Genomic DNA, 25,878 nt, shown 5'->3' on the forward strand with positions numbered 1-25,878 from the left:
AAACGAATATAAAAAGAACTTAAAACAGGACCGATCTAATTCCTAAAATAGGTTTCGTCCAATTGGCCCGCAATCCCGTTCAATCTCACCTGGAGTTGGTCCAAATACTCATGCATTCCGGATGAAAATATCTCATCAATAGACGCGTAGTTCATCTCGGACAAGAGTACACCTACCCTTTTTTCTGTCTCGTCCCCGTAACTATCCTTCTCGGTCCCGCTTAGTATCTTTAAACTATCGAATGCCTTAGCAAGACAGGAACGGATCGCTCTTGGAAAAATTTTATCCAAGATCAGGAACTCCGCGATATTTTTAGGAGTGATCCTTGTATAAAACCTGTTGAACATCTCATGAGCGCTTGCGGATTTTAATAAAGAAAGCCATTGGATCAGATCCAAGGTAGAGCCGACCTCTTCTCTCGCAGGAAGAAGGATAAAATATTTCATGTCCAAGATACGGGTCGTTTTATCCGCTCTTTCTAAAAGCCTTCCAAGTAGAGCAAAATGCCAAACCTCGTCATGAGAGATAGTAGCCTCCTGGCATCCATAGAACAATAGACATTGATTTCGGATCGCTTTGAAAAACTCCGCGATCCCAGGCATATCGGATTCTTCGAATTTACGTTTGGATTTGATAGTAAGATAAAATTCGTTGATCACTTCCCACATAGGAGTGGAAATATTTTCGCGTACGGTTCTAGCATTCTCTCTTGCTCTGATCAGGCAATTCATGATAGAATTCGGATTTTCAGTATCCAAACTCATGAAATGGATCACATTCTCTTTACTTGGAGAATTGTATTTTCTGGAAAATAATTCATTGTCCCCAGTAGTATATACAAGGGGCATCCATTGTCTGTTGGAATCCTCGTTTAGATCCAAGGAGAGTTGAAAATTCACGTCCAAAAAACGGGAATAATTTTCGGCCCTCTCCATATAACGATTCATCCAGTATACGGATTCTGCAACTCGGCTCAGCATCAGGAAACCTCTCTAGTTTTGTGATGTTTTTTCGGTTCCGCTTGGGGATTCCCCCTTTTTGCCAGTTCTTCTCTTTAGATCATCCCATGACCCAGGTATCTTTAGAGCCTCCACCTTGAGAAGAATTCACAACGAGAGATCCTCTTCTGAGAGCTACTCGAGTCAAACCTCCAGGCATCACGTAAATTTCCTCTCCATATAAGATAAAAGGTCTTAGGTCCACATGCCTGCCTTCCAATTTATCCTCGATCAATGTTGGAATACGGGACAAACTTAATACAGGTTGTGCGATATAATTTCTAGGATCCGCTTTTACTTTCCCTACAAATTCTTCCTTTTCTTTTTCGCTCGCTACAGGCCCTATGATCATTCCATAACCACCTGCACCGTTCGCAGCTTTTACTACTAGGTTCCCAATATTTTCACAAACATATTTCAGGTCTTTTTCTCTAGAACAGAGATAAGTCGGAACATTCGGAATGATCGGCTCTTCTCCCAGATAATATTTAATAAAATCGGGAACATAGGAATAGATCACTTTATCGTCTGCGACTCCAGTACCTGGAGCATTCGCAAGGGCTACATTCCCTTTTTTGAATACATCGAATATACCTGGAACTCCTAAGAGGGAATCCTTTCTGAATGTTTTAGGATCCATGAATATATCATCAATCCGTCTATAAAGAACATCCACTTGTTTGAGTCCTTTTGTGGTCCTCATATACAATTTATCGTCTCTAACGGTTAGATCGGTTCCTTCTACCAAAGGAACTCCCATACGAGAAGCTAAGAAACTATGCTCATAATATGCTGAGTTATAGATCCCGGGGGTCAAAACCGCAATGTTCGGATTGGATTTATCCGAAAGATGTTCCAACATACCGCGAAGGCGGATCGGATAATCGTAGATAGGGCGAACAGAAAGACTCGCAAATAATTCCGGGAAGGTCTTTTTCATCACTTCACGGTTTTCTAATACATAAGAAACTCCGGAAGGACAACGAAGATTATCCTCAAGTACCAACATTCTACCGTCCCCGTCCCTTACCAGGTCGGTTCCTGTGATATGGATCCAGATCCCTTTAGGAGGTTTAATCCCTTTACATTCTTTTAAATAACCGGAACTACTATAGACGATCTCAGCAGGAATGATCCCGTCTTTGATGATCTTCTCGTCCCCATAAACGTCCTGGATAAAAAGATTGAGAGCTCGTATTCTTTGTTTAAGGCCTTCTTCCATTTTTTTCCATTCGAAAGAAGTTACGATCCTAGGAATGATATCGAAAGGCATGATCCTTTCTTCTTCTTCCTCATCCCCGTAAACGTTGAATGTGATCCCGAGAGAAAGTAGGGCTTTTTCTGCGGATGCCTTCCGCTTCAAAAGCTCCTTATCATCCATTCCCTCGATCCTGGATTTTAAGGTATGATAACTCTGGCGAATGCCTCCCTCTTCGGAGAACATCTCGTCGTAAAATGAATCTGTTTGGTAATTTGTCAGGAGCATTGGCATCTCCCTCCCATCTATCTGAAAGAGACGATTTTTGCCCCTAATAAACAAGCAGAAATTGAATTACTAGCTTATTTTTTATACCGATTATTTGTCATTGCTCAATTATTAAACATTTTATTAAAATATTCATCCAAGTGATTTAAAAGAAATCTAATTTTCCCTCGAAATCGAAAAAACGAAGCACAGCGTTTGCTAGGTAGATTTTTCGCACTTTCGTCTCTACTCGTCGGAACATATTTTACTATACAATCCTGACTTTCAAAGAGAGCTTCCTTACTCAATATGAAACGACTCGTCTATACTTCTCTTATCATCGCACTTCTCTATTTCATTGGCTCGGTAATCTATACAATAAAATCTGCATATAAGGTCCCTACGAATAATCTAGATTCATTTTTGAAGTCTCAAGATAAGAAGGCAGAAAGATTCGTAGTATTCTTAGGAGATAGCATAACTCACGGAACGGTAAGTTACGACTATGTCCAGAGTTTATCCGAGGATCCTAGATTAAAACATTTCACATTTGTAAACGAAGGGATCAATAGTAGGCTCACCTACCAAATATTAGAAAAAGTAGATGATACAATACGCCTAAATCCGGAGCATATTTTCATTCTGATCGGGACAAACGATGCGAAATCCGCTTTAAGTGAAGAAGAGTATACAGGGTACAATTCTCTATGGAAACTTCCGGAAGTCCCAAGTATAACAAGCTACGAAAAAAATTTGAGAAAAATCGTATCTTCCTTAAAAGAAAACACCAAAGCAAAGATCCATTTGATCTCTCTTCCAGTTTTAGGAGAAGTATTGAATAGTATTCCTCTAAAGAGGTCCGTTGATTATTCGGAAATCATAAAAAAGATCGCAGAAGGATCAAATTCTTCTTATTTACCTTTAAACGAAACATTACTTGCAGAATTGCAAAAACATCCGGATAGGCCTGAGAACATTTATACTAGGAATACCGTCCGGTTGTATTGGACCATATTCAAACATTACGGATTCTTTCAGTCCTGGGATCAACTTTCGGAACAATCTAATCAGCTTTTTATGACAGACGGAATTCATATGAATTCGAAGTCAGGAAAGATCCTGGAAGAAATGATCCGAAAAGATCTAAACGAATAGTTATTTTTTCTTCTCTAGCTCGTTTGCAATCTGGCATTCTTTCGGGATCCATTCCTTCTCTACTTGTTTTTGGCGCACATAACCTACTACATGCCCCGTGCTTGCAGCAACAGTTAGAATAGAATAAGAATACAAAAGTGCATAAGGAGAAGCAGGCAATAGATCCGAGATCCCCCCTCCCACATAAGAACCGTAAGCAGGATACAATGTGCGATATGCGGTCATTTCTTCCGTCTTATCGCAACGATATCTAAAATATCGGATCGCGTCATCGGATGCCCTCGCCTCCGGATAAAATGCTCCTAAAATCGGAACAGCATACCCGAGTGCATACCAGGAGCGATATTCTCTTTGGGCGAAGTCTTTTGAATGCCCTCCTTCATGCACAACTACTGCAGGAATATCCGAATATACATGGATCGTATTCGAATACGGATTATAATGATCTCCGCCGAAAATACGGCCTACAAGCAATACGTCATTCACAAGATATGCGAAAACTCCGATAGTCCATTTTAAAAGCGGATTCACAGATTTGGAATGATAGAGACGTTTTAGATCGTCCCAAGGAGCGTATTGGTTAAAACGAACCTTAACATCTTTTAGATTATTATCCCGGATATAGTCCATGAGATACTTTTTCGTTTCGAAAGAGATCTTATGGTTTTGGATCCTTCTGTCCCAGATCATAACTTTTGCCAAAAGGCTTTCGATCCAGATCCAACTTCCGATAAAATCCAGAACGGAATAAGGCTCTCCCTCTTCGAATTGTGGATTGGTTTCGTCGTAATATAATTTATCGTTCGGGCCGTAGGGCTGGGCAACTGTGTATCTTTTTTCGGTAGAATAATAACAAGATTGGAATGTAATTGAGAAGAGTAAGAATATTAGAAATATCTGTTTCATTCTATTTTACCTTCCGAACCGGAGCTTTTTTAGTTTCAGGAAGATGTTTTTTCAATTCGTCCAGAAAATCCAGGATCGCCACTTTGCCCATCTGGTTCAATTGATCCTCCCGATTTCCTCTATGGCCTAGATAAGGAAGATGGATGATCCAACCCAAGAGTAAAGGTAGAGTGGCTAAAGTTGCCATACAATCTGTTGCCTTGGACTCTATCCCATCCTTGTATTCATAACGCCAAGGTTTTCCGAGAGAAATAATATCAGCTTCCATTTCAACATTCACATTATTATAAGTGCAGTGATCGATTGATTCTAACTTGAATTTGCGGATAGTAATTTTGTGTTTTCCGGGATATTCTTCTTTATGATCTTCTAACTCTTTTAGGATCAATTTGGAGATCGGACCGTAAACGTTTTTATAATTCGTTCCCCAACCTGTCCATGATGTGAATCCGTCCTCAAAAAGTACGAAACGTTCCGGATCTTCGCCCGGAAATTCTATAGATATATCGGAGATTTTGGGCTCAGAAGGATCTGCTCCAAAATTTTGCAGTTCAGTCCAATGCTCTTGGATCTCATAAGCTCCCGAAAGAGTTTTAGGAACATGGACCTTAATGGAAACACAATCGACTAGGTATATGAATAGAAAGAAGAGTAAAATTGATCTAGAAAAAAAAGACATGAGGAATATCTTATTTAAATCTAGAACTCTCAAGCGACATGTAAAGAATAAAATAGGATCCTATAAAACGGACCCAATTTCAATTTGAAATTTCTTTCCATTTCGATCCCGGAATTTCTAAAACAAATTCGGAACCGAATGCAAGACTCGGGGTCTTAAAACCTTTCCCACCTTTTCCGGAAAGGACTTTTGAAACAGCAGCTAACGAAGACTCCACAGTGAATTCATAACCTTCTTTGCATTCCAGGATCTTTGAGGATCTTTTTCCTTCAACTGAGCGGACTTCTCCCCAGACTGTGGTTTTGACTAATGTCCTAGTTCTTTCTCCAGGACCTTTCACTGTTTTTCCTACAAGTGCCTGGACACCTTTTAGTATAAAAGGAATTTTTAATAAAGAAATGATCGGTTTAAAATAACGGAGTGCATTTACTTGCCCGGAAGGAATATCAGTGTAAACATCTATATTCGGTATCCCAGTTGATAGATAAGCAGTGAATACATCTCCCCAAGGAATTCCATATACTTGGTATGTTTTGTTCCCTGCGATCACCTCTCTACTCCGACTCAGATGAGGAACTCCTACCATTTCTCCATCTCTTCTCACTTTAGAACCATAAGGCAATTGAGCAAGAGCACTCTTCATTGTTCCTGGAGAAACCTCGGTTAAACCCACAAATGCCAATTCCAAAAACTTAGGATTAGAAATGGATTTTTTTAAGGATGCAGCCAGACAATCTGTAGGAACTATATCGAAACCTACTCCAGGTAATAATAAAACTCCCGCTTTTTCCGCTTCTTCCCCCAAAGAATATAAAGATTCGTATACGGGGATCTCTCCAGTTATATCTAGATAATGTACTTTTTTAGAGATGCAGGCCTTAGCCATCGGAACGGATGTCAGAACAAAAGGCCCTGCACAATGTAGAACGAGTTGGAATCCCTGGATGTGGAAACCGACCTCAGTTGGATTTTGCAGATCGAAAACTTTATACTCCAAACGAAGTTCTTTTGCCAGCTCTTCAATCTTAGAAGCGTTACGTCCCGCGAGTACCGGTTTTAATCCGCGTGAAACTGCACGTCTCGCGATCAATTCTCCGGTATATCCGTTTGCTCCATAGATCATCCATTGGGTAGTTGCCATAAGTAGGAACTTAAGGCTCTGTTCCGGATTTCGTCAATCTCCATACTCCGAAGGTGGTATTTTTTTTCACACATTTGATAGGTAAAGATCCTGAGGAATGGAGTCTGTTTTAGTTTTCGATTGACCTAGTTTGTTTCCGAGGAATGATAGAAGCTGATCGGCTTGTAACACATGGAAAAAATAAATCTTATCACAATCGCAATTCCGTTTTTCTTTTTGCTAATCGGGTTAGAGCTCGCGTTCTCCTGGTATCATAAAAGAAAACTCTATCGTCTCAACGATTCTATCAATGATCTCAGTACTGGGATCTCTAGCCAAATTTTCGGGATCATATTTAAGACGATCACCTTCTTCGCATATCTATGGGTATATGAGAATTGGAGAATATTTAATCTGCCTTCTTGGCCAAGTGAACCAGTTTCTTGGATGCCTTCTTCGGAAGTATTGGGGCTTTCCGCTTCTACCTGGTCTTGGATAATCGTGTTGGCTGTTTGGGTAAGCTGTTTCGTGTTATATGATTTGGCTTATTATTGGCTTCATAGATTGAGTCATGAGGTCAATTTCCTTTGGGCAGGACATGTGGTTCACCACCAAAGCGAAGAATACAATCTAACAGTTGCTCTGCGTCAGGCTAGCTTTCACGGACTATTTACCTGGATCTTCTATATTCCTCTGGCGATTATAGGATTTTCACCGATCGTGATGGTCCTGAACGGACAACTCAATTTGATCTATCAATTTTGGATCCATACAAAGGCGATCGATAAATTCCCGAAATGGTTCGAGGCTGTTTTTAATACACCTTCTCATCATAGAGTTCACCACGGGATCAATCCGAAATATATCGATAAAAACCACGGGGGAACGCTGATCGTTTTTGATAGATGGTTCGGAACTTTCCAAGTAGAAGAAGAAACTCCTGTATATGGAACGGTAAAACCTCTCAAAAGTTTCAACCCTATTTGGGCAAACGTTCATTACTGGGTAGAGATGTGGGAACAAGCAAAACAAAGCCCTCGTATAAAAGATAAGATCATGGCTTTCTTAGCAATGCCAGGCTGGAGACCTCAAGAATTAGGCGGACAATATCCTATCCCGGAAGTGGACGAGAAAACATTCAAAAAGTATGATATTTCTGTTCCAAGAAGCCTGAAGACATATGCAGTCACCTGGTTTGTATTAACCCTTGTTGGAACATTCTCCATGCTGGTTAAGGTCAACTCTATCCCGACCGGTCTTCTTTACATGATCTTCTTCTTTAGCTTATTCTCACTTACTACTGTAGGTGGGATCCTAGATCTAAAACGTTGGACCTTATATTTGGAACCGATCCGGGTCCTTCTATTAGTAGGAAGTTCTCTGCTACTCGGATTTTCTACCGGGACTTTGTTTATAGTGGCAGGTATCGGAGCATTATCTATTGCATGGTTCTTCTCTCAACGACATGCCTTTTCAGAATGGAAAGACATTGATCCTGTAAAAGAGATCCGGAGTAAGGCGGCTTAAGCAACACTCTTTCACTTTACAACCCGCGTAAACCTTTCAAAGTTTACGCGGGACTTAAAATGCCTACCGACGAAATCGTTTCCTTTCAAATAAATTCTCTACTCGAACAAGGATACTTTCTATTCCAAAACTTCTTTACCCAGGAAGAACTCACGCCAATTCGTAAGATCTGTTTGGAAGCAAACTCAGAATGGAAGATCAGATTTCCGGATCCGAATTCGGTCAACAGCGCCTATTTAACAAGTCCCGACTTCTGTAAAAGTAAGACAGATAGAGAGTCATTATTTCGTTTTGTTTCGGAGATAAAGATCCTTGAACTTGCAAAAAACATTATACAAGAAGAAGTCTATTTTTTGAACACACAGTTATTCTTTAACCCTGGATCCCCCAATAAAAAGAACTATTGGCATAGAGATTTGCAATATTTAGGGGTGTCGGAAGAAAAACAAAAAGAGATCCTAAAAAGCTCCAAGGTATATCATTTCCGTATTCCTTTTGATCCGGATCCTGGTTTGGAATTTATTCCCGGTTCCCAAAGTAGATGGGATACGGATGAAGAATATAAAGTCCGTATGGAAAAGGATCCTCATAAAAACTATGAGGATCTCCCTAGTTCTGTGAGAATTCTTCAAGAACCCGGAGATCTTTTAGTATTCTCTGCACATCTGATCCATAGAGGGATCTATGGGGGAAGCAGGCATTCATTCGATATTCTTTATACGAATTTCCCCGACCAAAAATCAAATTCTGATTTTTTTGGACAGTTTCCGGAAGAAGAGATCTTAAACAAATTGGATCATCCCGAAATTTTCAGACAAGAAACCTAGGCAGAGGCAATAAAAAACCCCCGAAGTTCGGGGGTTTTTCACAGTTCATTTCTGGTCTTTATTTTTGATCAATCAAAAGGAGGAGGAGAAGCCTCAAAAACTACATCCAGGTTATCGATTGTATTTTTTCTCAAATCATCCCAAAGAACGTTCATATCGTCTCCAGTATCTCCTGATTTACCGGATGTTCCAATCCTCGCGTATAAATTGTCCACACGAGTTGCTGGAACGTAGCCGGATGGAATACTTCCTGCAGACACGAAGTCCTTTACGAATCCGTTTACATTAAACAACCCATAGTTTAATGAAATTAGACCACAAAGATTGCCGTCTCCGGAAGTGATCGCACCTTCTTGCCAGCCAGATTTCGCAGTCACTTCCAGATCTCCGGTCAACTTCTGGCTATATGCGAGTTTATAATATTCATCACTCGCGCTGCCACTACAAAGCCCTGCATTTGCGTTTGAGGGAACTAAGTTGGCAGTTGAATCTATACGAACAAGAGCCTTGAAACAAAATACAGTACGGTTATCCATTTCTTCCAAGATCACTCTTCCGTGACGAGCATGCAAAGAAATCTCGTTGTCATTTGCTAACTTATCATCCCAAGAATATACTTGGACAAGTCCTTGGACTACATTGTTATGAGTTGCTGGATCGTATTTAACATCAGTAAGTTTTGGCATATATACATAACTTTCAATATCTGCAGATGATCCTCCGTCCTGAGATGGATTCAACATTTGTAATCTATATCGGACAAGAGCCCCATCCTGATCGGGGTCTCTTGGATTATTATCCCAATAGAATTGTAATGCGATGTCATCGGGGCTTGTAGACCCCGTTAGTTTGAGCTCAAGATAATTATCAAAAGTTTTTGAACCGGTATACGCAGTAGATGAGGCAGAAAACGATCCAGCTAGTTTGATTGAGATTGTGAAACTTGTTCCAGTGGTCGTTGAAAAATTCGGTTGGGAAATGCCATTAGTCCCACTTGCTAATAAAACTAATCCTGCATTCGACTGAATGGATCCGATCACATCATCCATAAAGAGGGAATTTCCTCTCGCCCAGTTAGCGGATCCTCTCACGAATCCCCATTGGTCCGCGCTCGCATACAATGGTCTCAGCAAGGAAACGTTCAAAGAGAAAGGAATTGGATTTTCTCCCTTCTTCGCCCCTGAACGGAATTGAAATCCTGCTGTGATCCCGAAGAATACGAGCAGGGCCAAAACGATTTTTGAAATGATAGAATTACGATTTTTAATCTTCACTGTGCAATTCCTTTGGGAACGATAATAAAGAATCCGGTTTTACTTTTTTCCAATGAGTATCCGGTGTTAAATAAGAAAGGTGGAATTGTATCACCTCCCGGTTTGCTACATGCTGTGCTTACTATACCGGTGAGGATGATTCCTAAACTTAAGAATAGAATTCCTCTTTTTAGGTTTAAGATCATAAGTATCTCCTTACAGAAATATGAACATTTGAGATTTGATTTTTTTCAGATGGGGGTTGATTTTTAAGAGCTTGTTCTAATTGTATACGCATCTTACCAGAACTCGATTAAATTTCGAGAGAAAAAAATCGATCTGAGAGCCCATTCTATGGTTTTTAAGACGTTTATTCAGAAAGTTTCCCTATTGTAAAACCGCAGTACATTCTACTTAATTTCTTGGAGAAAACATCCCCCAAGGAATAGATACCATAGGATCCAAAATTTCCCCGGAGATAAAGATGAAAGGCCCAATCCTAAACATATTTCTAAAAAATCCTGTTCCGGGAAAAGTAAAGACCCGCCTAGCTAAGGTTATAGGGGAAGAAGCTGCCTTGGAGGTATACCAAGCTCTCGTGGAAAAAACAAGAGAAGCATGCAAGGATCTGGATGTTCCAAAAGTTCTTTGGTTCGATTCTTTTCTTCCAAATCCTTCCGACCTGGGAAGTTGGGGTCACTCTCCTCTTTTGATCCGTAAACAAGAAGGAAAAGATCTGGGCGAAAAAATGAGAAATGCATTTTTGTACTGCTTTCAAAACGGTTCAGGTCCCGCAGTACTGATCGGAAGTGATTGTCCTGAGTTGGACCTACTACATTTGAAAGAAGCCTTTCAAATTTTAGATCAAAAAGATGTGATCCTTGGTCCGGCAAAGGATGGAGGATATTATCTTATTGGTCTGAAGTCGGATACTCCCGAATTGTTTCATGGAATTGAGTGGAGTACTGATACAGTTTTTGCAAGAACATTAGAAAAATTGCAATGGGCCAGAAAACAAGTGGGACTACTTCCAGTTCTTTCCGATCTGGATGAAGCAGAGGATCTAGAATATTTCGAATCCAAGGGAATCCTGGATTGGAAGAAGAATGGGTCCTAAACAATACTTAAAGTCGACTTTAAGTTTTTAAATACAAATCAACTCAGTGAAACTAAAAAATCTACTGAGTTCTCGACAATATCTCAAAAACTCCAACCTCATACATTATCAAAATAGAATATAGTCTATAGACCAAAGTCTCGACCGGCGACTATATTCCGTTGTAATTTTTTATTCACTTTTATGTAATTATTTGATTACTTAAGAAAATATCCCGGGTCTCATATATGTAATTGCTTGATTACATATATGAGCAAGAAGACAAACTTTATATTCTTAAAATTTTTAGTGATTTGTTTTTCAGTATATTTCGCAGTTTCCCTGAATCCTCTTAGGGCTTTCGGGAAAAAAGGACCCCATACTCATACTAGCATTACCCAAGAAGCGTTCGGGGAATTTATGGAAAAAGCGGATTGGGATCTTAGGTTAGATTGTATGGAATTAATCGTTCAAGGAAATCTAAGAGCAGACTCAGCTTACATGAACAATGACGCATATCATTGCGATAATAATAATATACTCGGTTGTGCAGATAGGTTCAGGACCCTAAAAGACGACGCTTATAGGGAAACAAATTATATTACAGGTCTAATGAAATTGGGAATGGCATTACATATTGCACAGGACTTCTATTCTCATTCTAATTGGGCAGAAAATTATCCACTCGTTGGGATTTTGGCACCAATAGAACATCCTTGGGTATTCTTAAGCCTTAAGGAAATCCAAACAGGATATTATAATCTTCTTCCGATCGTGGATCATACGGAAGAAGCGGGTCATTGTTTCGACGCTGAAGAAGGCCTAAACGGACATTATACTTTTGCAACCCATGCATGCCTGAACAAAGACGCGGCAGACAGTCATAGAAGCCTAAATTTGGTTTTGCCTGGTGTGCCTATCAGCTACCATGATTGGGCAGCAAGCCTTGCTAAAGAACATACTGTCCAAATTTTGTTGGAACAGTTTAAGGACAAAAATCCCCACCTGCTAACCTGTCTGACTCCAAAAGTTTTATCTTTTTCCTGCGGAGGAGCAGCCTACAATTTTCTGCGCCAGGATTAGGTCTAATTTCCGTTGACTTAAGCCTCTGTTTCCCGTTACTGTAAATTTACCCGGCCGGAATGCAGTCTATTTTACCAGATTGTAAAATTTATCGGACCGCCCCTTCCTTAGGTAATATCAGTGAAACTATTTCAAATTTTATTGTTTTGTTTACTATCATCCGGAGCTCTGATCGCTCAAGAATCCACGACTCAAACTGAATCGGAAACCGCTTCTGCCCAAGTATCTGTAGAGGACCAAACGTTAGCCGCAGTTAAAAAGCTGATCGGTTTCATTCGATATAAGAAAAATGATAAAGCATTGGCCCTGATCCATGTCGGAAAATTCTCCGAAAAACTTTTAGGAGATCATAAGATTTCCGCTTCAGAAAGAAAAGAATTCGAAGAAGCGATCGGAGAATATATTGTGAATAAAGCATTCCCTGTCGCTTTAAAATATTTTGATAAGATCGATATCACTTACGAAAAACCTGCAGTGACCGGAAAACAAGCCAGGATCGGATCTTCTATCTTATACAAGGGTTCCGACCAGATCAAGTTTGCATGGATCCTTTTTGAATCGGAAGGCGCTTGGTACATAAGCGATTTCGAGACAGAAGGCAAACTTGCTACCGAGATCAATAGAACTAAGAACATAGACCCGTCTATTAAGAAAAACGGAATTAAGGGAACTATCTCCCTAATACAAAAAGCAGCTAAGAACTGATGAGAAAACTTCTTTCCAAAGCGACCGAGTTGGTTTTAACCAAACCGGCCGCTTCTTCCGCAATACTTTTTATTTTCCTAATCCTTTCCGGATATTATGCTACAAAGTTATCCATCAATAGCGATAACCTCCAACTCTTACCGTCAGATAATCCTTCTGTAGTCCAAACAAAACGTGTGATCGAAATGATCGGCGGAAGCGGGTTCTATACAGTCGCTCTCAAATTCAAAGATGATAAGGGAATGACGGAACATTTAACCAAAGCATTCCAAGCCAAACGTAACGGTGATCCGGAAACCCAAAAGAAAGAATTAGAACTAGCCGATCGGGTAAAACAGCAGAATATCTCTTATTATAAAGAGAGAGAGATCGCGCTTAAAAAAGCCTCGGATAAATTAGCTAAGGCTGTTTTAGAAGATAAAGAATTAGTCAGATACGTTTCTTATAGATATAATGTTTCCTTTTTACAGGACAGGCTCCCCCTATTTTTAAAGACGGAAGATCTAAAAGAGATCCGCAAAAGAGTAAAACGTAAGATTGATGATGAGATAGAAAAAGCAAATCCGTTCTTCATCAAACTAACGAATGAAGAATATAATCCAGACTTTACGGACATCATCTCTAAATACCAGAAACTCGCCAAAAGAGATATATTCGACGAATATAATATTTCTCCTGAAAAAGGAATGCTGATCGTTTTGATCAAACCTACAGGCTCCTTCGTCGACATAGAGTTCTTGGAAAAAATAGATAAAAAAGTCCAGGGCTTAGTAAAAAGTCTCGGGATAGAAGAAGACGGGATCTATGCGGGTTATACTGGAGCTTATAAACTCAATCAAGATGATTATGAGACCTTAGTCAAGGCGTTAAAGCCGATCGGGATCGCATCCTTCTTAGGGATCGGGCTTCTTCTTCTATTATTTTTCCGTAATCCTTTATTTATTGTAATCCTACTATTCTCGCTTTTAAGCGGGCTACTCATGACTTTCGGACTGACAGGATTTGCAATAGGACAGCTGAATAGTATCACGAGTATCATTGGCTCCATTTTAATGGGACTCGGGATCGATTATGGGATACAATTCTTGTATAGATTCCGGGAAGAATTTACCAAAAAACAGGATATCGTTCGAGCGATCAAAGATACTATTTATCATACAGGGATCGCATCATTCAGTTCCGCTCTTACTACCACTTCCGCATTCGTAGTACTTTCTTTCTCCGAGTTCAGGGGATTTAGCGAATTCGGGATCATCGCAACATACGGGATCATATTGATCGCCGTTGCAATGTATGGAGTGACTGCATTACAAATCGCTTTATTACTAAAATGGTTCCCTTCTCTATCTAAAGTTTTCCTCCTTAACGAAGCTCAACAAACTCCATCAGGTTTACTTAGAAAATTTTATTCCAAACCCGGAGCTTTATCGATCTCAGTCCTTTTGCTCGTGATCTTATTCGGAATATTCGCGCCGAAAGTACAATTCGATGTGAATGGAAGAAATCTTCTGGTGGAAAATCTGGAATCCGTAAACTTGTATGATGAGATAGCGGACAGATTTGATATTTCTTCCGATCCACAAGCGATCGTAGTTAAAAGCCTGGAAGAATCAGAAGCTGTATTCGATTACCTGAGCCACGTTCCGGAATCACTCGCAGGATCGGTAGATCAAGTAGTATCACTTTGGAACTTTGTTCCGCCATACCCTCAACAATTAGAAAACCGTAAAGTTTTAGATCAACTCGCAAAGGATATGAAACCGGTCAAAGCTTCTTTTCTAAAACCGGAACAAAGAAAATATCTACCGAAGGCAAAACTATTCCTATCGGTAAAACCGTATGACTATACCGCAGTTCCGGATTACTTCTCTTCTCAATTCAAAGAAGTCCCCGGTTCTCAAGTCAAAGGCCATCTATTATTCCTTTATCCGAAGGTTGCATTATGGCATGGCGGAAAACTTTTGGAGTTCTTTGCCGCAGTAGGAAGATTGGAAGTTCCGAAAATTTCCAGAAGAACTTTAAATGTGATCCTGTATTCTACGAACGCTCCTAAAAGTGCCGTTATAGATCCGGTAAAAGAGAATTTTTCTCCTGTAGAAACAAAAGCACTTTTAACGGCTTTAAATTCTTATCCGAAAGAGAAACTTCTTTCTTTGAAGATCTTACCCGGAACTGTAGATACTATTTTGGAACATAGACCTTATAAGGATATTGCCCAGGCGAGATCCTATACTTTCCAAACGGATACCGCAGGAAGTTTGATGCTTTTTGCGAACCTGATCCTGATCGTAAAAAGAGAAGGAGTAGCGGCCTTCTTCATCACCTTAGTTCTTGTGATCTTAGTCTTAATCCTTTTCTATCGGGCATTCTTACCTGCGTTACTATCATTAATTCCTCTTCTTCTTGGAATAGTAGTCACAGTCGGGGTCATGTCCATCATAGATCTAAAATTAAATTTTATGAATGTGCTCGTTTTCCCTGTGATCATAGGATACGGGATCCAAAACGGGATCTACATTTACTATAGGTTTAGAGAAGATCATGATATCGTAAAAGCGATGGCGATGGTAGGACCTGCAGTGATCGCTTCTACATTGACTACTCTTGTAGGATGGAGTGCATTATTACTCGCAGACCAAAGAGGCCTACATTCCATCGGAAAAGTAGCAACCATCGGGATAGGTGCATGTCTATTGATCGCACTCACATTACTTCCCGCAATTTTAGAATTGGCTTATAGAAATAGAAAACAAGAAGATTCGGAAGCGATTCCTTTAGGCCTCGGCCCGGAAGAAGAATCTACTCTCGCTTCTTCAGAGTTCTTTGTTCAAGAAGAGAAACCGAAAGCCAAAAAAACCGCGAAAAAGAAAACAGCGGCTAAAAAGAAAACGGGAAAGAAAAAATGAACTCCAGAGTATCCCTTTTATTCTTAATTTCCATATCCTTTATGAATTGCGCGGTGAAACAGATCAGGACCGCTCCGAATTTCGAATCTTCTTTGGATCGTTTCAAAAGACTCACTGTTGCGATCGATTCAAATTCTAAGATAAACAAAACAGAAAGCTCTTTAGTAAAATCAATGGCAGAGCAAGAACTGGCTCACCATAAGGAATATATTGTTTATCCGGATCCGAATAGCAAAAATCAAAACTGTGCATCTCCTGTGGGAAAATCCCAAGGAGTTTTACAGCTCAAGTTGGATGAATCTTTAAATGGAAGTACTCCTTCTTTTTTAGTTTGGCTAAGCCCCGCATTATTCGGGCCTTCTTCCGACGGGATCAGGATTACGATCCAAGGAAAGATCCAAAACTGTGGATCTAAAGAAGTTCTCTGGGAAGGACTCGCCTCTTCTTCTTATTTCTTGGGTGGAGATGAAGAAGCCACGCTGAGAGTAAACTATGAGAGTAAATTCGGTAAATCCATCGGCCCAAAAGTACTTCCATATTACGATCTTCTAAAGTCCCTTTTAGACCAGATCAAAAGTCCGGTCTTAAACGAAGCAGAACAGGACGAAAAAATAGAAGTAGAATCGGGATCTTAAACGCAGAAACGATAGAGATAGCCCCATCGAGTCGATGACTGAAAGTCAAACAGGCGGCAGTTTAAATCGGCGCGCAACATTCCGTATAAGGCATTTTTGGAAAACCGGCCCCCACCCAAGTTCGGGTGGAGGTGGTGGGCTTGTGGGAGAAGCTCGGACACTATATCATATTTTTATGATATTCTCTATCACTATATCAATTTCTCTTGGAATTTTGATTCCAAGTGCGCCTTAGGTCCGCTTTTACTTCTTAAGGTGATTTCTTCTGCCTTCTTGCACCTAAGTAAATACGCCAAATTTTCATCAAAACGTGAATATCATTCTTTAGAAAATGATTTCCTAAATTGGGTAAATGAATTACATTCCCCGGAATGGATTTAAAACAAATTACCGTTCAATCTACTATTGCGGCAAATGCTAAAAAAACCTGGGATTACTACACAGAACCTGAACATATCACCAAATGGAATTTCGCCACAGATGATTGGCAATGTCCTTGGGCTAAAAATGATCTGCAACCAGGCGGGAAGTATAGCGCAAGAATGGAAGCAAAAGACGGAAGCTTCGGTTTTGAATTTGAAGCGATTTACGATACGATTGTCCCTGAAAAAAATTTAAGCTATACGATGGGCGATGGTAGAAAAGCGACAGTTCAATTCGAAAGTAAAAATGAACAAACCTTTGTAACAGTTAGTTTCGATCCGGAAACTGTAAATCCGATTGAAATGCAGAGAGGTGGCTGGCAAGCGATCCTAGATAATTTCAAAAAGTATACCGAAGCCAATTAATCAGATTATTCACTTCTCCCGTTGAGTGTAAACATCCGTTACCGAACATTGTTCCAACATAAAAAGTATAGAACTTGTTCTTGACCGGATGTTTACCGTCCTGTTGGATACTCCGAATCGCTTTTTCAAGAGGAAATCAATGAACTTAATTAATAACGTTTCCAAGGCTGCGACAGGAGCATTCTGGCTTTTATGGCTTGGAACTTTAAGCGGAATTGTCGAGCTTACAAATTTACATCCTAGCCTAAACGGTATCATTATTACTCTCGGTTGGGTAATTTTAGGAATTCATGTAATCGAAGTAGGAATTTATTCTTTCAGGGCAGGAGACAGAGGAGGATTTAAATTACCGGACGCGATCCAGGTTTTTTTCTTCGGAGTTTTCCACTTAATTCCAGTAAGTTTTTCGGATAAAAAATAATCGAACAGAGAAAACCCCCGCTACTCGCGGGGGCGAATATTAGAAAATCTTAAACAGATCGCGGAAGTTTTCCTACGATATCCAGATATTCGGAAGCCATGTTCTTGACGATATCTCCGGCAGGAAGAATGGAATCGATCTGTGCGACACCATGACCTGCAGACCAAATATCTCTCCAACGTTTGAATTCTTGGTCAATATCTCCAGTGCTTTCATTATGGAAATTATCTCCCGCCTTTTCTACGGAACGTTTTAACCAGTTTGCAGGGATCCCTGAAATTTTTTCAGTGTAAACGATTTCTTCCGGAGCGGAATCAACCACCATATTCTTATATTCTATTGAAGCCGCGGCTTCTTGAGAAGCGATCAGTCTTGTTCCGATATAAACTGCATCCGCACCCAAAGATAAAGCGGCAGCCATCTGCGCTCCTCCGCTGATCGCTCCAGCTGCAAGTACAGGAAGACCGATTTCCTTTTTTAAATAAGGGAATAAACTAAAAGGAGAAATATTTCCAGCGTGTCCACCTGCTCCTTGTGCAACTGCAACAAGCGCATCCGCGCCGGATTTGGCGACTATCCTAGCATGTTTTAAAGTAGTTACGTCGCAAAATACCTTTGTTCCGACTGACTTTGCTTCATTGATGATAGAACGAGGGCTTCCTAAACTTGTAATGATAAGTTCTACTTTGAATTCTAAAAGTATTTCCAGATGTTTTGCCCAATTCGGGTTATGAGCCTTATGTAAAATTAAGTTAACACCGATCGGTTTCTTAGTTCGAGAGCGGATATTTTCCAATCCTCTTCTTAATTCCTCTACACTACGGTAATTTTGGGATGGGAATGTTCCAAGGCCTCCGGCTTCAGAAACTGCAACGACTAGATCAGGGTATGAGACGAGAAACATGGGCGCCCCGATGATGGGCAAATCGATTCCAAGCATCTCCGTAACTGGAGTTTTTATTTTCATAAGGGAGAAGCTTTCATCCTAACCTGATTCCATCTATCTTTTTTTTCTGGCAGAAGAAAATCGGATCTTTAAACTGGGAAGTATGATCGTTACAGTATCTTCCTACAAAATCCTTCCTGAAAAAATCCAAGAATTTACTGAAATCAGCGAGGAACTCTCAAGAGAGTCCTTAAAAGAGAACGGTGTTTATAGATTCGATCTATTACAAAATGATGGGGACGATGGAAGATTTGTGATCATAGAAGCCTATGAATCCGAATCCAGACGTAAGGCTCATTTGGAAACTCCGCATTTCGTAAATTGGAGAAGAACAGTCCCTGAAATGTTTTCGCAAGGCACTACAACAGTGTATTATAAACCACTTTCTCCCAAACCGGAGGATTGGAAGAAGTAATTGAGATATAAGATTAAATTTGGACTCGGTGTACAAAAATTGGCTCGTAAATTAAACCATTATTTTTTTCTAAAATAGATAGTTTCGACTGCTCTTGTCTCCGCCTCACCAGGCTTAATATTATACGCTCTTATGATAATTTGGTCCTTACTTACGATCTCGAATTCAGTTCTCCAACCCCAAGGTTCAGGAAACATATCTTGGCCATAACTTCCAAGGACGGAAAAACCCTTTTCTGTAGGAGTTCCTTCACTGAACATGATCCCGGTTCCCATTCCAAAACTTTCTACCCAAGCACATTCCGCTTTTTGCCTATCTATATGATATCCCAAGATAAGGACACCTTGCATAGGAGATCCACCGATACTTCCTTCGTATTCATGGAGAATAAATCTTCCTCCTAAAATTGGCCGAATTATTCCTACAGTCTTAGTTTCGCCTTCTAACTTATCCGGTTTGAACCATAACTTGGATGTCCCCTCCCACTCCCCCTCTAATTGAGAAAGTGTGAAATGTTCTCCTTCTTTTTTGGAAATTTCGAATTTTTCCTTACTCATCATTTATCTCCTGATCAAAGCGAACGAGAACATGTTTTTATTAGGACTGAGTCCAACTGCAAGTTCAAAACCGAAGTATTTTTAGATCTTAGAATGAGCAACATTGCAGTTTTAGGGACATTCTATTAGAAACAGGAGTCGAAAATATATGGTATTATTCACAAATCATAGCGCGGACTTTATTTCTTCCGTTCGAAACGATACTCGTTCTGAAACTTCTTTGGATGAGAAGAAGGAAGAGGAAATTTTAGACTCTTATTCCAGATCAGTGATCCACGCGGTGGATTCGGTAGGACCGAGTGTAGTCCATCTACAAGTGACAAATCAAAGAGGAGAAGGTGGAAGTGGTTCCGGTTTCTTCCTCACTCCAGACGGATATATCGCAACAAACAGCCATGTAGTGGATGGAGCAGTAAAAATTAAGGCAAATCTCGCGGACGGTTCTAGTAGAGAAGCTGAACTCGTCGGGAATGATCCGCATACAGATGTGGCCGTTTTAAAAGTGCATGGAGGCTTATTTCCTCATTCCAGTTTTACCGATTCCAAAAAATTGAAAGTTGGACAATTGGTCGTAGCGATTGGAAATCCTTATGGGTTCGAATCCACGGTTACGGCAGGAGTTGTAAGTGCATTAGGAAGAACATTAAGATCTCGTAATGGGCGCCTGATAGATAATGTGATCCAAACGGATGCCGCGTTAAACCCCGGGAATTCTGGCGGGCCTTTAGTAGATTTTCAAGGAAGAGTGGTAGGGATCAATACTGCGATTATTCTTCCGGCCCAGGGGATCTGCTTTGCTGTGGCCTCGAACACAGCAGAGTATGTGATCACTCGTTTGATCACGAATGGAGCAGTCAAAAGAGGATATTTAGGGATCGCGGGACAAAATCAGAAAATCCCTAACTTTATTAAATCGATGAACAGATTAAATTCCGATTCCGGTATTTTAGTCATGTCCTTAGAACCAGGTTCTCCCGCAGATAAAGTAGGGATCCGTAATGGAGATTTGATCATTGGCCTGGATGAAAAAGAGATCCATACAATCGATGATCTTCATAAAATTTTGGATGAGACTTCGATCGGAAGGAAATTAGGAATTCGATTATTAAGGGACGGTTCCATGAGAAGTTTCTTCATAGAACCTGGTGAACTGAAGTAAGAGTAAACTTTTTTCGCACAGAGAACACGGAGTTCGCAGAGAGAAAAATAAATCCTCTGTGATCTCCGTGTGAACCATTCAAGCGCTTACTGTATTTCAGGGACATCCATTAGAAGGATCTCGGAATTTTCCAAAGCCTTGACTTTTAAGATCTCTGCTCTCGGAAAACCAACTCCGTCTCTCGCAGAAAGTTCGCTCCCATTTATATTCACTTTTCCAGATATTAGAAAAGCATAAACTCCACCCTCTCTGTTCTTGGAGGTATATTCCGATTCGGAACCCTCGTCCAAATTTCCCAAAGAGAACCAAGCGTTCTGGTTGATCCAAAGACCCTCTTGAGATTCCTTAGGCGCAACCACGACTTGGAATTTATTCTTCCGATCTTCCGGAAGGAATTTCCTTTGGTCGTATCTTGGCTTCGCTCCCCTTTTATCAGGTAAAACCCAGATCTGTAAAAAATTCACCGGATCAGTTTCCGAATGATTATACTCCGAATGAACGATACCGGTTCCGGCAGACATTACTTGCACTTCTCCGGACTCAATCACGCCTGAAGTTCCGATGCTGTCCTTATGCTCCAACGCACCCTTGATCGGTATAGAGATGATTTCCATATCTTGGTGAGGATGCGGATCGAAACCTCTTCCTGGGGCGACTATATCATCGTTCAATACCCGTAAAGTTCCAAATCTGATTCTATCAGGATTCATGTAGCTTCCGAAAGAGAACGTATGATTTGATTTCAACCAACCGAAATCCACTCTTCCTCTCGTGTTTGCCTTATGAACTACCGCTTCCATTTTATCTCCTTTTCCCCTCTTGGGGATGATTATCTTTTAGACCGACCGGATTCCCAATAGTTCACGTTTAAAGTATTTATTAAAATACAATTTCTATTAAATCCGAAAAATTTAGATCCTATTATTCAAAACTCGGAGTCCCGCTAACAACGATACATCTAAATAGAAAAATTGGAGGAAGATACATGCCCTTCGTATACACTTCTCCATTAGATAAAGATTGAGTTCCCGCAGGAGCCTTTTCCATTGCATGATCGTATGCGCTTTGTAGATCCGGTGCAAATCTGGCGAACATGAAAGGGAATATCTGGACCACACAATCCTCTCCCTCTACTCTTTTAGGAGAATAGACAGGTCTTTCCTTTGCTGGACGGATCCTTTCCACTCTGTAAATCAATGTCTCTGCTCCACTACATTGAGAGAATAAAAATAGTAGAAAACTTAGAATAGATAGATGAAGAACCTTCATTGAGAGATCTCCAAACCATAATACATTCTATAACAGCTTGTAGTTATGCCGTTATTGTATTGGAAGATCTCAAGGTCCCGAACATGGGTTGCTGTAGGATTTTTTTCCGGGATCTTGACGATCATATTCCGGATCTTTTCGCCACAGGCTTTTTCGTTTTGTTTGTACAAACTTTCCTCAACCTGAGGGGGAAGAGGTCTCATTCTTAAATTATTAAAATAGAATACCGTACTCGAATAACAGCCGCTAAATACGATACATAAAAGAAAAAAGCAGTACCGTTTCAGATCCATGAGGGACAATAATAATTCACCAACCCAGAAGATGCAAGAGAGTTTATCAAAACTTCCCTTCGAATAATAAGACGAGGCATCCTATGCAAGATCCCACTAAAAAACCTAGAAGACTCCCGTTGATTCTGATCTTTTCCAAGACCCTTCTTGTTTTGAGCTCCAAATTCTCTCTAAATTGTTTGGGCTCCAATAATTTCAATCCTCTGGAGATCTGATCTCCCACATATTTGGAAACGGACTCATTCGTTTTAGAGCTTAAGAATTCCAGAAAAGAACGGATCGGTCCGTATTCTCTCAGATTTTCCAGCTTGGAAATTTCCTCCTTATGGGCTAAAACCACTTCGCTTGCGAGTCGATTCAATTGTTCTCTCACGAAATCCGCTAAGGCCCGAACTGCTTCCTCTCTTTTGGCAACCGGAAGTTCATTCCAAGACCCTACATAGAGTTCAGCACATTCGGAAAATATGGAATACAATTCGAAAAGAACTTCTTCCTCTTCTGTTTCGAAGTCTTTTCCTTCTTTCAGACCTTCTCCGAATTCCTTAATTCTTTTCTTTGGGTCGATGAGCCAGATCAAAGGTTTTGCGAGAAAAGAAAGTCCCTTGGTGATACGCTGTATCCTTTCTCCGAAGTCCTCATGATCTGAAACTTTCATGAGCGTTTCTCCTACCAAAAATCGGACAGTCGAAAGTATTTCCTTTCTGCTATTCAACTCATGAAGTATTTGTTTATCCGCGCCCGAGAATCTGAAATTCGAAACATAAACTACTATATCTTCTTCTATCTTATCCCAGATCAGATTTAAGAATTCTCTGATCTCTTTTTCTCCTTTTAGATACGTATCTAAAAGTGCTCGGACTGCCTGAATATTCTCAGGCTCATCCAATATTCCACCTATGTAAGATTTCAATTTTTGTTCGCTGATCAGATCGGAAGATACCCAACGACCGATCTCTTCTGCGATCGTTTCGCTTTCTGATTCTACAGCCTTGTATGTTTTCCATACGGCGAACCAATCGCAGATCGCACCCACGAGTCCACCTTCCAAACCGTGGATTAGAATATTTCCCCAGATAAAACGACTCCATCCGTCCCAAAGTCCCCAAAGAAGGATACTTCCGAATAGAACTAAAAGAAAATTCGAGACGAATTGTAATTTAGAGTACGGCTTGTTTCCGTACAAAACGATCAACGGAAAAACCACCTTCCTTTCACGAAGGACGATAATAAGAAAAATACCGGAAGTAGAAAAAGGACTATGGTTAAGAAGATAGAGTTCCCCTTCCCGAATTTGATATCCAATTGATCGTTCTGAGAACAGGCCAAAATTTCATTTCTTTGGGTTTGAAAGAGGATCCCTCCCTCCGAGTCTTCCCATTTCGGAAAGTAAGACCTTCTAACGATCTTACAATTATGGTTTTCTAATATGTTCTTATCCTGCTTTTCTGTTCGAAAAACTTCGGATCCTGCAAAAACTTCTTCATCTGAAAAGATCCTAGGTAATAAGGAGGCTTCGGAAAGAAGAAGTGGCTCAGGTCTGGATTTATCTTTTACAGGGAAAAATCTTCCTAAAAATTCGTTCCGATCCAAGAAAGAAAGATCTCCATACTTCGCCTTAAATTCTTCCTTCCAATTCGTATGTTCGGCCGGAACATTCAATACGAGTAAACCTTGGAACCATTTATTATAATTTTGACCGGTCGCCTCTATTTCATTCTTACCGATCCTGGCAAATACGATACCTGGATCCAAACCTTCATGCAAAATTGCTTCATTCGTATTGTATAAAAAACGTTTAGGGCGAAGTGCCTTTCCACCGCTTAGCTCTTTATAATCCGCCACTCCCCAAGGTTTTTCGGTCAACACGGCAAGGTCGGTACCAGGATTTTTCACTTTAAAAAGGAATAAGAAGGACTTACTTTCCAATTCCTTTTCGTACAGCTCGGAAGGAGTATCGTTTGTGCGGAACCCTTCTCTGTTGACCCAACCTTTCAGAAGTTCGAATCGATTCGGATTCAATTTTAAAATTTTATAAAGTTTTTCTGTGGACCCAATGATATAAGAAACCCCGTTCACCTGCAAAAATCTGTGGAGTCCGACGCCCGCATCTTCTAACGAAAGTTCTTCTTCATAGCCTGGATTTTTTTTCCATGCGGTCCAAGGAAGATAACGACTCAAATACGGTTGAACGGCAAGAGAAGTCAAAGAAGCGTCCGCTTCCATTCCTAAAAGATTCCTATGCCCTGCCCTTCTGATTAGAAGCCCGAGAGTAAAAGGACTATCTCCCCATTTCCTATGAGAATCTATTTCAGGAAAAATTTTAGAATCCTTCGGTAATTCTCCAAGTGCAACTTCCACATCCTTCATCTCTAATGCGGAAAAACTATCTTTCAAAAAAGTAGTATTCTCCTTCCATTCCAACTCCGGATGCCAAAGAAAGAATCGGACCAGAGCAAAAAATAAAAGTGCTCCTACAGAATATTGAGCGACCCAAGAAGTGGATTTGTTTTTCAGAAGATGAACTGCAGTTTCCAAGCCCGATAGAGTTAAGAATAAAAGAGAAAGATCCAAGGCTCTATACCATGGAAATCCTAATCCTGGAAAAAATTTAGAGAGAGAAGTATCCACTCCGATCCAATAAAAGATCAAACTTGCAAAAAATACGAATCTAGACGCGGGAGGGAAAATTTTACGCTTTAGAATAGAACGAATTCCTAATAGAAATAGCACCGGAAAAACTGCCTGGATCCAGTGTAGGCCTATGATAAAATTCCATAAGAAGGCGATTAATCCGCTTCCTTCCCAAATCGGTTTTAAGGCTCCTGATCCCAAAATGGAAATAAGGCCCGGAGTGGAATCCATCGGAAATGTCTCCGCCCTGTAGGAAGAATATTTTAGAAAATTCCACCAAACGGGTAAAGCGACTAGCAAGGGAATGAAGAATGCGATAGAGAACGCTCTTTTTCCGAGTTCTTCTCCCAAAAATAGGAAATAGATGAGAAGGGAGACCAAATAGAAAAGAGAAGATGGAAAATCGGAGTAATAAACGCAGGCGCTTACCACCAAATATTTTGATAGGGAAGAAAGTTTTCCTGTGGTCCTATATTTTTCTAAATAATAAAAACCTAATAAACTCCAGCCTAGTCCGAAAAATCCAGTTACGGATCCGCTAAAAAGTCCCACTAAGGAAAGCCCGAATGGCTCTTCTCCAGCACATAAAAAGAAAAACAGAAGCCCGGACATAGCGAGCATTACTGTATTCGCCCTATGATTGGTCTCGCTTAAGAGTAAAAGACTGAATTTGATAAACGCGTATGTAAAAAGTAAGATGGAAAGAAGAACGCTTACATTGAAGGAAAGAGAAAGTGAAGCCCAAAAAAATACGGTCTTATGCAGGATCGCGACCAAGAAGTAGAAAAAAGGGGGCTGGTAAAAAAACACAGGCATCCCAGAAAACCAACGACTATCATATCCCAAGGATTGCCCATTATCCAAAAGTGAATCATAGATCTCAGCTAAATGAGTTTGAGCGTGGAGGCTCCAACCGGAAAGGGTATCTCCGCTAAATAAAAAACTGAATTTAATGATTAAGACAAAAAAGGAGGCGAGTAATAATAAAGGCCTTCGCCAAGCCGGAGCGAGTCTCCATTTTTTCTGAAAAAAAGGCATGCCGAG

At 40.4% G+C, this 25,878-nt stretch carries 26 protein-coding genes; 12 read left to right on the plus strand and 14 right to left on the minus strand.

Annotation, left to right across the window (positions count from 1 at the left end):
* Nucleotides 1-35: 35 nt before the first annotated feature.
* On the minus strand, nucleotides 36-980 hold the full coding sequence (locus EHQ64_RS03935; RefSeq protein WP_135648197.1) for an alpha-E domain-containing protein: 945 nt from the start codon (nucleotides 978-980) through the stop codon (nucleotides 36-38).
* Nucleotides 981-1,059: 79 nt separating this feature from the next.
* Nucleotides 1,060-2,484, minus strand: coding sequence for a circularly permuted type 2 ATP-grasp protein (locus EHQ64_RS03940; protein WP_135648198.1), 1,425 nt, complete (start codon nucleotides 2,482-2,484; stop codon nucleotides 1,060-1,062).
* 288 nt (nucleotides 2,485-2,772) lie between these two features.
* Between EHQ64_RS03940 and EHQ64_RS03945 the strand changes: the two genes are divergently transcribed.
* Nucleotides 2,773-3,618 carry an SGNH/GDSL hydrolase family protein gene (locus EHQ64_RS03945; RefSeq protein ID WP_135648199.1) on the plus strand — a complete coding sequence of 282 codons (846 nt, stop codon included), beginning with the start codon at nucleotides 2,773-2,775 and terminating at the stop codon, nucleotides 3,616-3,618.
* Here EHQ64_RS03945 and EHQ64_RS03950 read toward each other — a convergent pair whose 3' ends face one another.
* From EHQ64_RS03950 to EHQ64_RS03960, 3 genes are all read right to left on the minus strand, one after another.
* Nucleotides 3,619-4,524, minus strand: a complete 906-nt coding sequence (locus EHQ64_RS03950) for a hypothetical protein (protein ID WP_210410809.1) — start codon at nucleotides 4,522-4,524, stop codon at nucleotides 3,619-3,621.
* A gap of 1 nt (nucleotide 4,525) precedes the next feature.
* Nucleotides 4,526-5,203, minus strand: coding sequence for a hypothetical protein (locus EHQ64_RS03955; RefSeq protein WP_246048582.1), 678 nt, complete (start codon nucleotides 5,201-5,203; stop codon nucleotides 4,526-4,528).
* 79 nt (nucleotides 5,204-5,282) lie between these two features.
* Nucleotides 5,283-6,344: a saccharopine dehydrogenase family protein gene (locus EHQ64_RS03960; RefSeq protein WP_135648200.1), complete on the minus strand. Its 1,062-nt coding sequence runs from the start codon at nucleotides 6,342-6,344 to the stop codon at nucleotides 5,283-5,285.
* 171 nt (nucleotides 6,345-6,515) lie between these two features.
* On the opposite strand from EHQ64_RS03960, the gene EHQ64_RS03965 reads away from it, so the two are divergent.
* Nucleotides 6,516-7,850 (plus strand): sterol desaturase family protein, encoded by a 1,335-nt coding sequence (locus tag EHQ64_RS03965; protein WP_135648201.1) that lies wholly within the window; start codon nucleotides 6,516-6,518, stop codon nucleotides 7,848-7,850.
* Nucleotides 7,851-7,909: 59 nt separating this feature from the next.
* Nucleotides 7,910-8,677 carry a phytanoyl-CoA dioxygenase family protein gene (locus tag EHQ64_RS03970; RefSeq protein ID WP_135648202.1) on the plus strand — a complete coding sequence of 256 codons (768 nt, stop codon included), beginning with the start codon at nucleotides 7,910-7,912 and terminating at the stop codon, nucleotides 8,675-8,677.
* Nucleotides 8,678-8,745: 68 nt separating this feature from the next.
* Here EHQ64_RS03970 and EHQ64_RS03975 read toward each other — a convergent pair whose 3' ends face one another.
* Complete coding sequence (locus EHQ64_RS03975; RefSeq protein WP_135648203.1) at nucleotides 8,746-9,951, minus strand: LIC_12337 family protein; 1,206 nt, start codon at nucleotides 9,949-9,951, stop codon at nucleotides 8,746-8,748.
* Nucleotides 9,948-10,136 (minus strand): hypothetical protein, encoded by a 189-nt coding sequence (locus EHQ64_RS03980; RefSeq protein ID WP_135648204.1) that lies wholly within the window; start codon nucleotides 10,134-10,136, stop codon nucleotides 9,948-9,950. The genes EHQ64_RS03975 and EHQ64_RS03980 overlap by 4 nt, the downstream gene beginning before the upstream one ends.
* Before the next feature lie 278 nt (nucleotides 10,137-10,414).
* Between EHQ64_RS03980 and EHQ64_RS03985 the strand changes: the two genes are divergently transcribed.
* The 7 genes from EHQ64_RS03985 (at nucleotide 10,415) to EHQ64_RS04015 (ending at nucleotide 17,564) form a co-directional block, all read left to right on the plus strand.
* On the plus strand, nucleotides 10,415-11,047 hold the full coding sequence (locus EHQ64_RS03985) for a TIGR04282 family arsenosugar biosynthesis glycosyltransferase (protein WP_135648205.1): 633 nt from the start codon (nucleotides 10,415-10,417) through the stop codon (nucleotides 11,045-11,047).
* 249 nt (nucleotides 11,048-11,296) lie between these two features.
* Nucleotides 11,297-12,109 carry a hypothetical protein gene (locus EHQ64_RS03990; protein WP_135648206.1) on the plus strand — a complete coding sequence of 271 codons (813 nt, stop codon included), beginning with the start codon at nucleotides 11,297-11,299 and terminating at the stop codon, nucleotides 12,107-12,109.
* A 120-nt stretch (nucleotides 12,110-12,229) separates the two neighbouring features.
* Nucleotides 12,230-12,814: an ABC transporter substrate-binding protein gene (locus tag EHQ64_RS03995; RefSeq protein ID WP_135648207.1), complete on the plus strand. Its 585-nt coding sequence runs from the start codon at nucleotides 12,230-12,232 to the stop codon at nucleotides 12,812-12,814.
* Entirely contained in the window at nucleotides 12,814-15,720 is a 2,907-nt protein-coding gene (locus EHQ64_RS04000) for an MMPL family transporter (RefSeq protein WP_135648208.1), read from the plus strand. Before EHQ64_RS03995 ends, EHQ64_RS04000 begins: the two co-directional genes overlap by 1 nt.
* The gene (locus tag EHQ64_RS04005; RefSeq protein ID WP_135648209.1) at nucleotides 15,717-16,355 is read left to right on the plus strand and encodes an MXAN_6521/LA_1396 family lipoprotein; all 639 of its coding nucleotides are present in this window, start codon (nucleotides 15,717-15,719) and stop codon (nucleotides 16,353-16,355) included. Before EHQ64_RS04000 ends, EHQ64_RS04005 begins: the two co-directional genes overlap by 4 nt.
* A 371-nt stretch (nucleotides 16,356-16,726) precedes the next feature.
* A complete protein-coding gene (locus EHQ64_RS04010; RefSeq protein ID WP_135648210.1) occupies nucleotides 16,727-17,143 on the plus strand; it encodes an SRPBCC family protein in 417 nt (138 codons plus the stop codon).
* 139 nt (nucleotides 17,144-17,282) lie between these two features.
* The gene (locus EHQ64_RS04015; RefSeq protein ID WP_135648211.1) at nucleotides 17,283-17,564 is read left to right on the plus strand and encodes a hypothetical protein; all 282 of its coding nucleotides are present in this window, start codon (nucleotides 17,283-17,285) and stop codon (nucleotides 17,562-17,564) included.
* A 49-nt stretch (nucleotides 17,565-17,613) separates the two neighbouring features.
* Here the strand turns inward: EHQ64_RS04015 and EHQ64_RS04020 are convergent, their stop codons facing one another.
* Nucleotides 17,614-18,531: an NAD(P)H-dependent flavin oxidoreductase gene (locus EHQ64_RS04020; protein ID WP_135648212.1), complete on the minus strand. Its 918-nt coding sequence runs from the start codon at nucleotides 18,529-18,531 to the stop codon at nucleotides 17,614-17,616.
* An 82-nt stretch (nucleotides 18,532-18,613) separates the two neighbouring features.
* Between EHQ64_RS04020 and EHQ64_RS04025 the strand changes: the two genes are divergently transcribed.
* On the plus strand, nucleotides 18,614-18,925 hold the full coding sequence (locus tag EHQ64_RS04025; RefSeq protein ID WP_135648213.1) for a putative quinol monooxygenase: 312 nt from the start codon (nucleotides 18,614-18,616) through the stop codon (nucleotides 18,923-18,925).
* A gap of 59 nt (nucleotides 18,926-18,984) precedes the next feature.
* On the opposite strand, the gene EHQ64_RS04030 is transcribed toward EHQ64_RS04025, so the two are convergent.
* The gene (locus EHQ64_RS04030) at nucleotides 18,985-19,485 is read right to left on the minus strand and encodes a DUF1579 domain-containing protein (protein WP_246048583.1); all 501 of its coding nucleotides are present in this window, start codon (nucleotides 19,483-19,485) and stop codon (nucleotides 18,985-18,987) included.
* Nucleotides 19,486-19,630: 145 nt separating this feature from the next.
* On the opposite strand from EHQ64_RS04030, the gene EHQ64_RS04035 reads away from it, so the two are divergent.
* Nucleotides 19,631-20,641: a S1C family serine protease gene (locus EHQ64_RS04035; RefSeq protein ID WP_135648214.1), complete on the plus strand. Its 1,011-nt coding sequence runs from the start codon at nucleotides 19,631-19,633 to the stop codon at nucleotides 20,639-20,641.
* A gap of 86 nt (nucleotides 20,642-20,727) precedes the next feature.
* Here EHQ64_RS04035 and EHQ64_RS04040 read toward each other — a convergent pair whose 3' ends face one another.
* From EHQ64_RS04040 to EHQ64_RS04060, 5 genes are all read right to left on the minus strand, one after another.
* Nucleotides 20,728-21,441, minus strand: a complete 714-nt coding sequence (locus tag EHQ64_RS04040; protein ID WP_135648215.1) for a pirin family protein — start codon at nucleotides 21,439-21,441, stop codon at nucleotides 20,728-20,730.
* 121 nt (nucleotides 21,442-21,562) lie between these two features.
* Nucleotides 21,563-21,910, minus strand: a complete 348-nt coding sequence (locus EHQ64_RS04045; protein ID WP_135648216.1) for a hypothetical protein — start codon at nucleotides 21,908-21,910, stop codon at nucleotides 21,563-21,565.
* A complete protein-coding gene (locus EHQ64_RS04050) occupies nucleotides 21,907-22,203 on the minus strand; it encodes a hypothetical protein (RefSeq protein ID WP_135648217.1) in 297 nt (98 codons plus the stop codon). The genes EHQ64_RS04045 and EHQ64_RS04050 overlap by 4 nt, the downstream gene beginning before the upstream one ends.
* Nucleotides 22,204-22,249: 46 nt before the next feature.
* Nucleotides 22,250-23,407, minus strand: a complete 1,158-nt coding sequence (locus tag EHQ64_RS04055; RefSeq protein ID WP_246048584.1) for a DUF445 domain-containing protein — start codon at nucleotides 23,405-23,407, stop codon at nucleotides 22,250-22,252.
* The gene (locus EHQ64_RS04060) at nucleotides 23,392-25,872 is read right to left on the minus strand and encodes a hypothetical protein (RefSeq protein ID WP_135648218.1); all 2,481 of its coding nucleotides are present in this window, start codon (nucleotides 25,870-25,872) and stop codon (nucleotides 23,392-23,394) included. Before EHQ64_RS04060 ends, EHQ64_RS04055 begins: the two co-directional genes overlap by 16 nt.
* Nucleotides 25,873-25,878: the final 6 nt, after the last annotated feature.

This window comes from Leptospira sarikeiensis (assembly GCF_004769615.1).
Classification (GTDB): domain Bacteria; phylum Spirochaetota; class Leptospiria; order Leptospirales; family Leptospiraceae; genus Leptospira_B; species Leptospira_B sarikeiensis.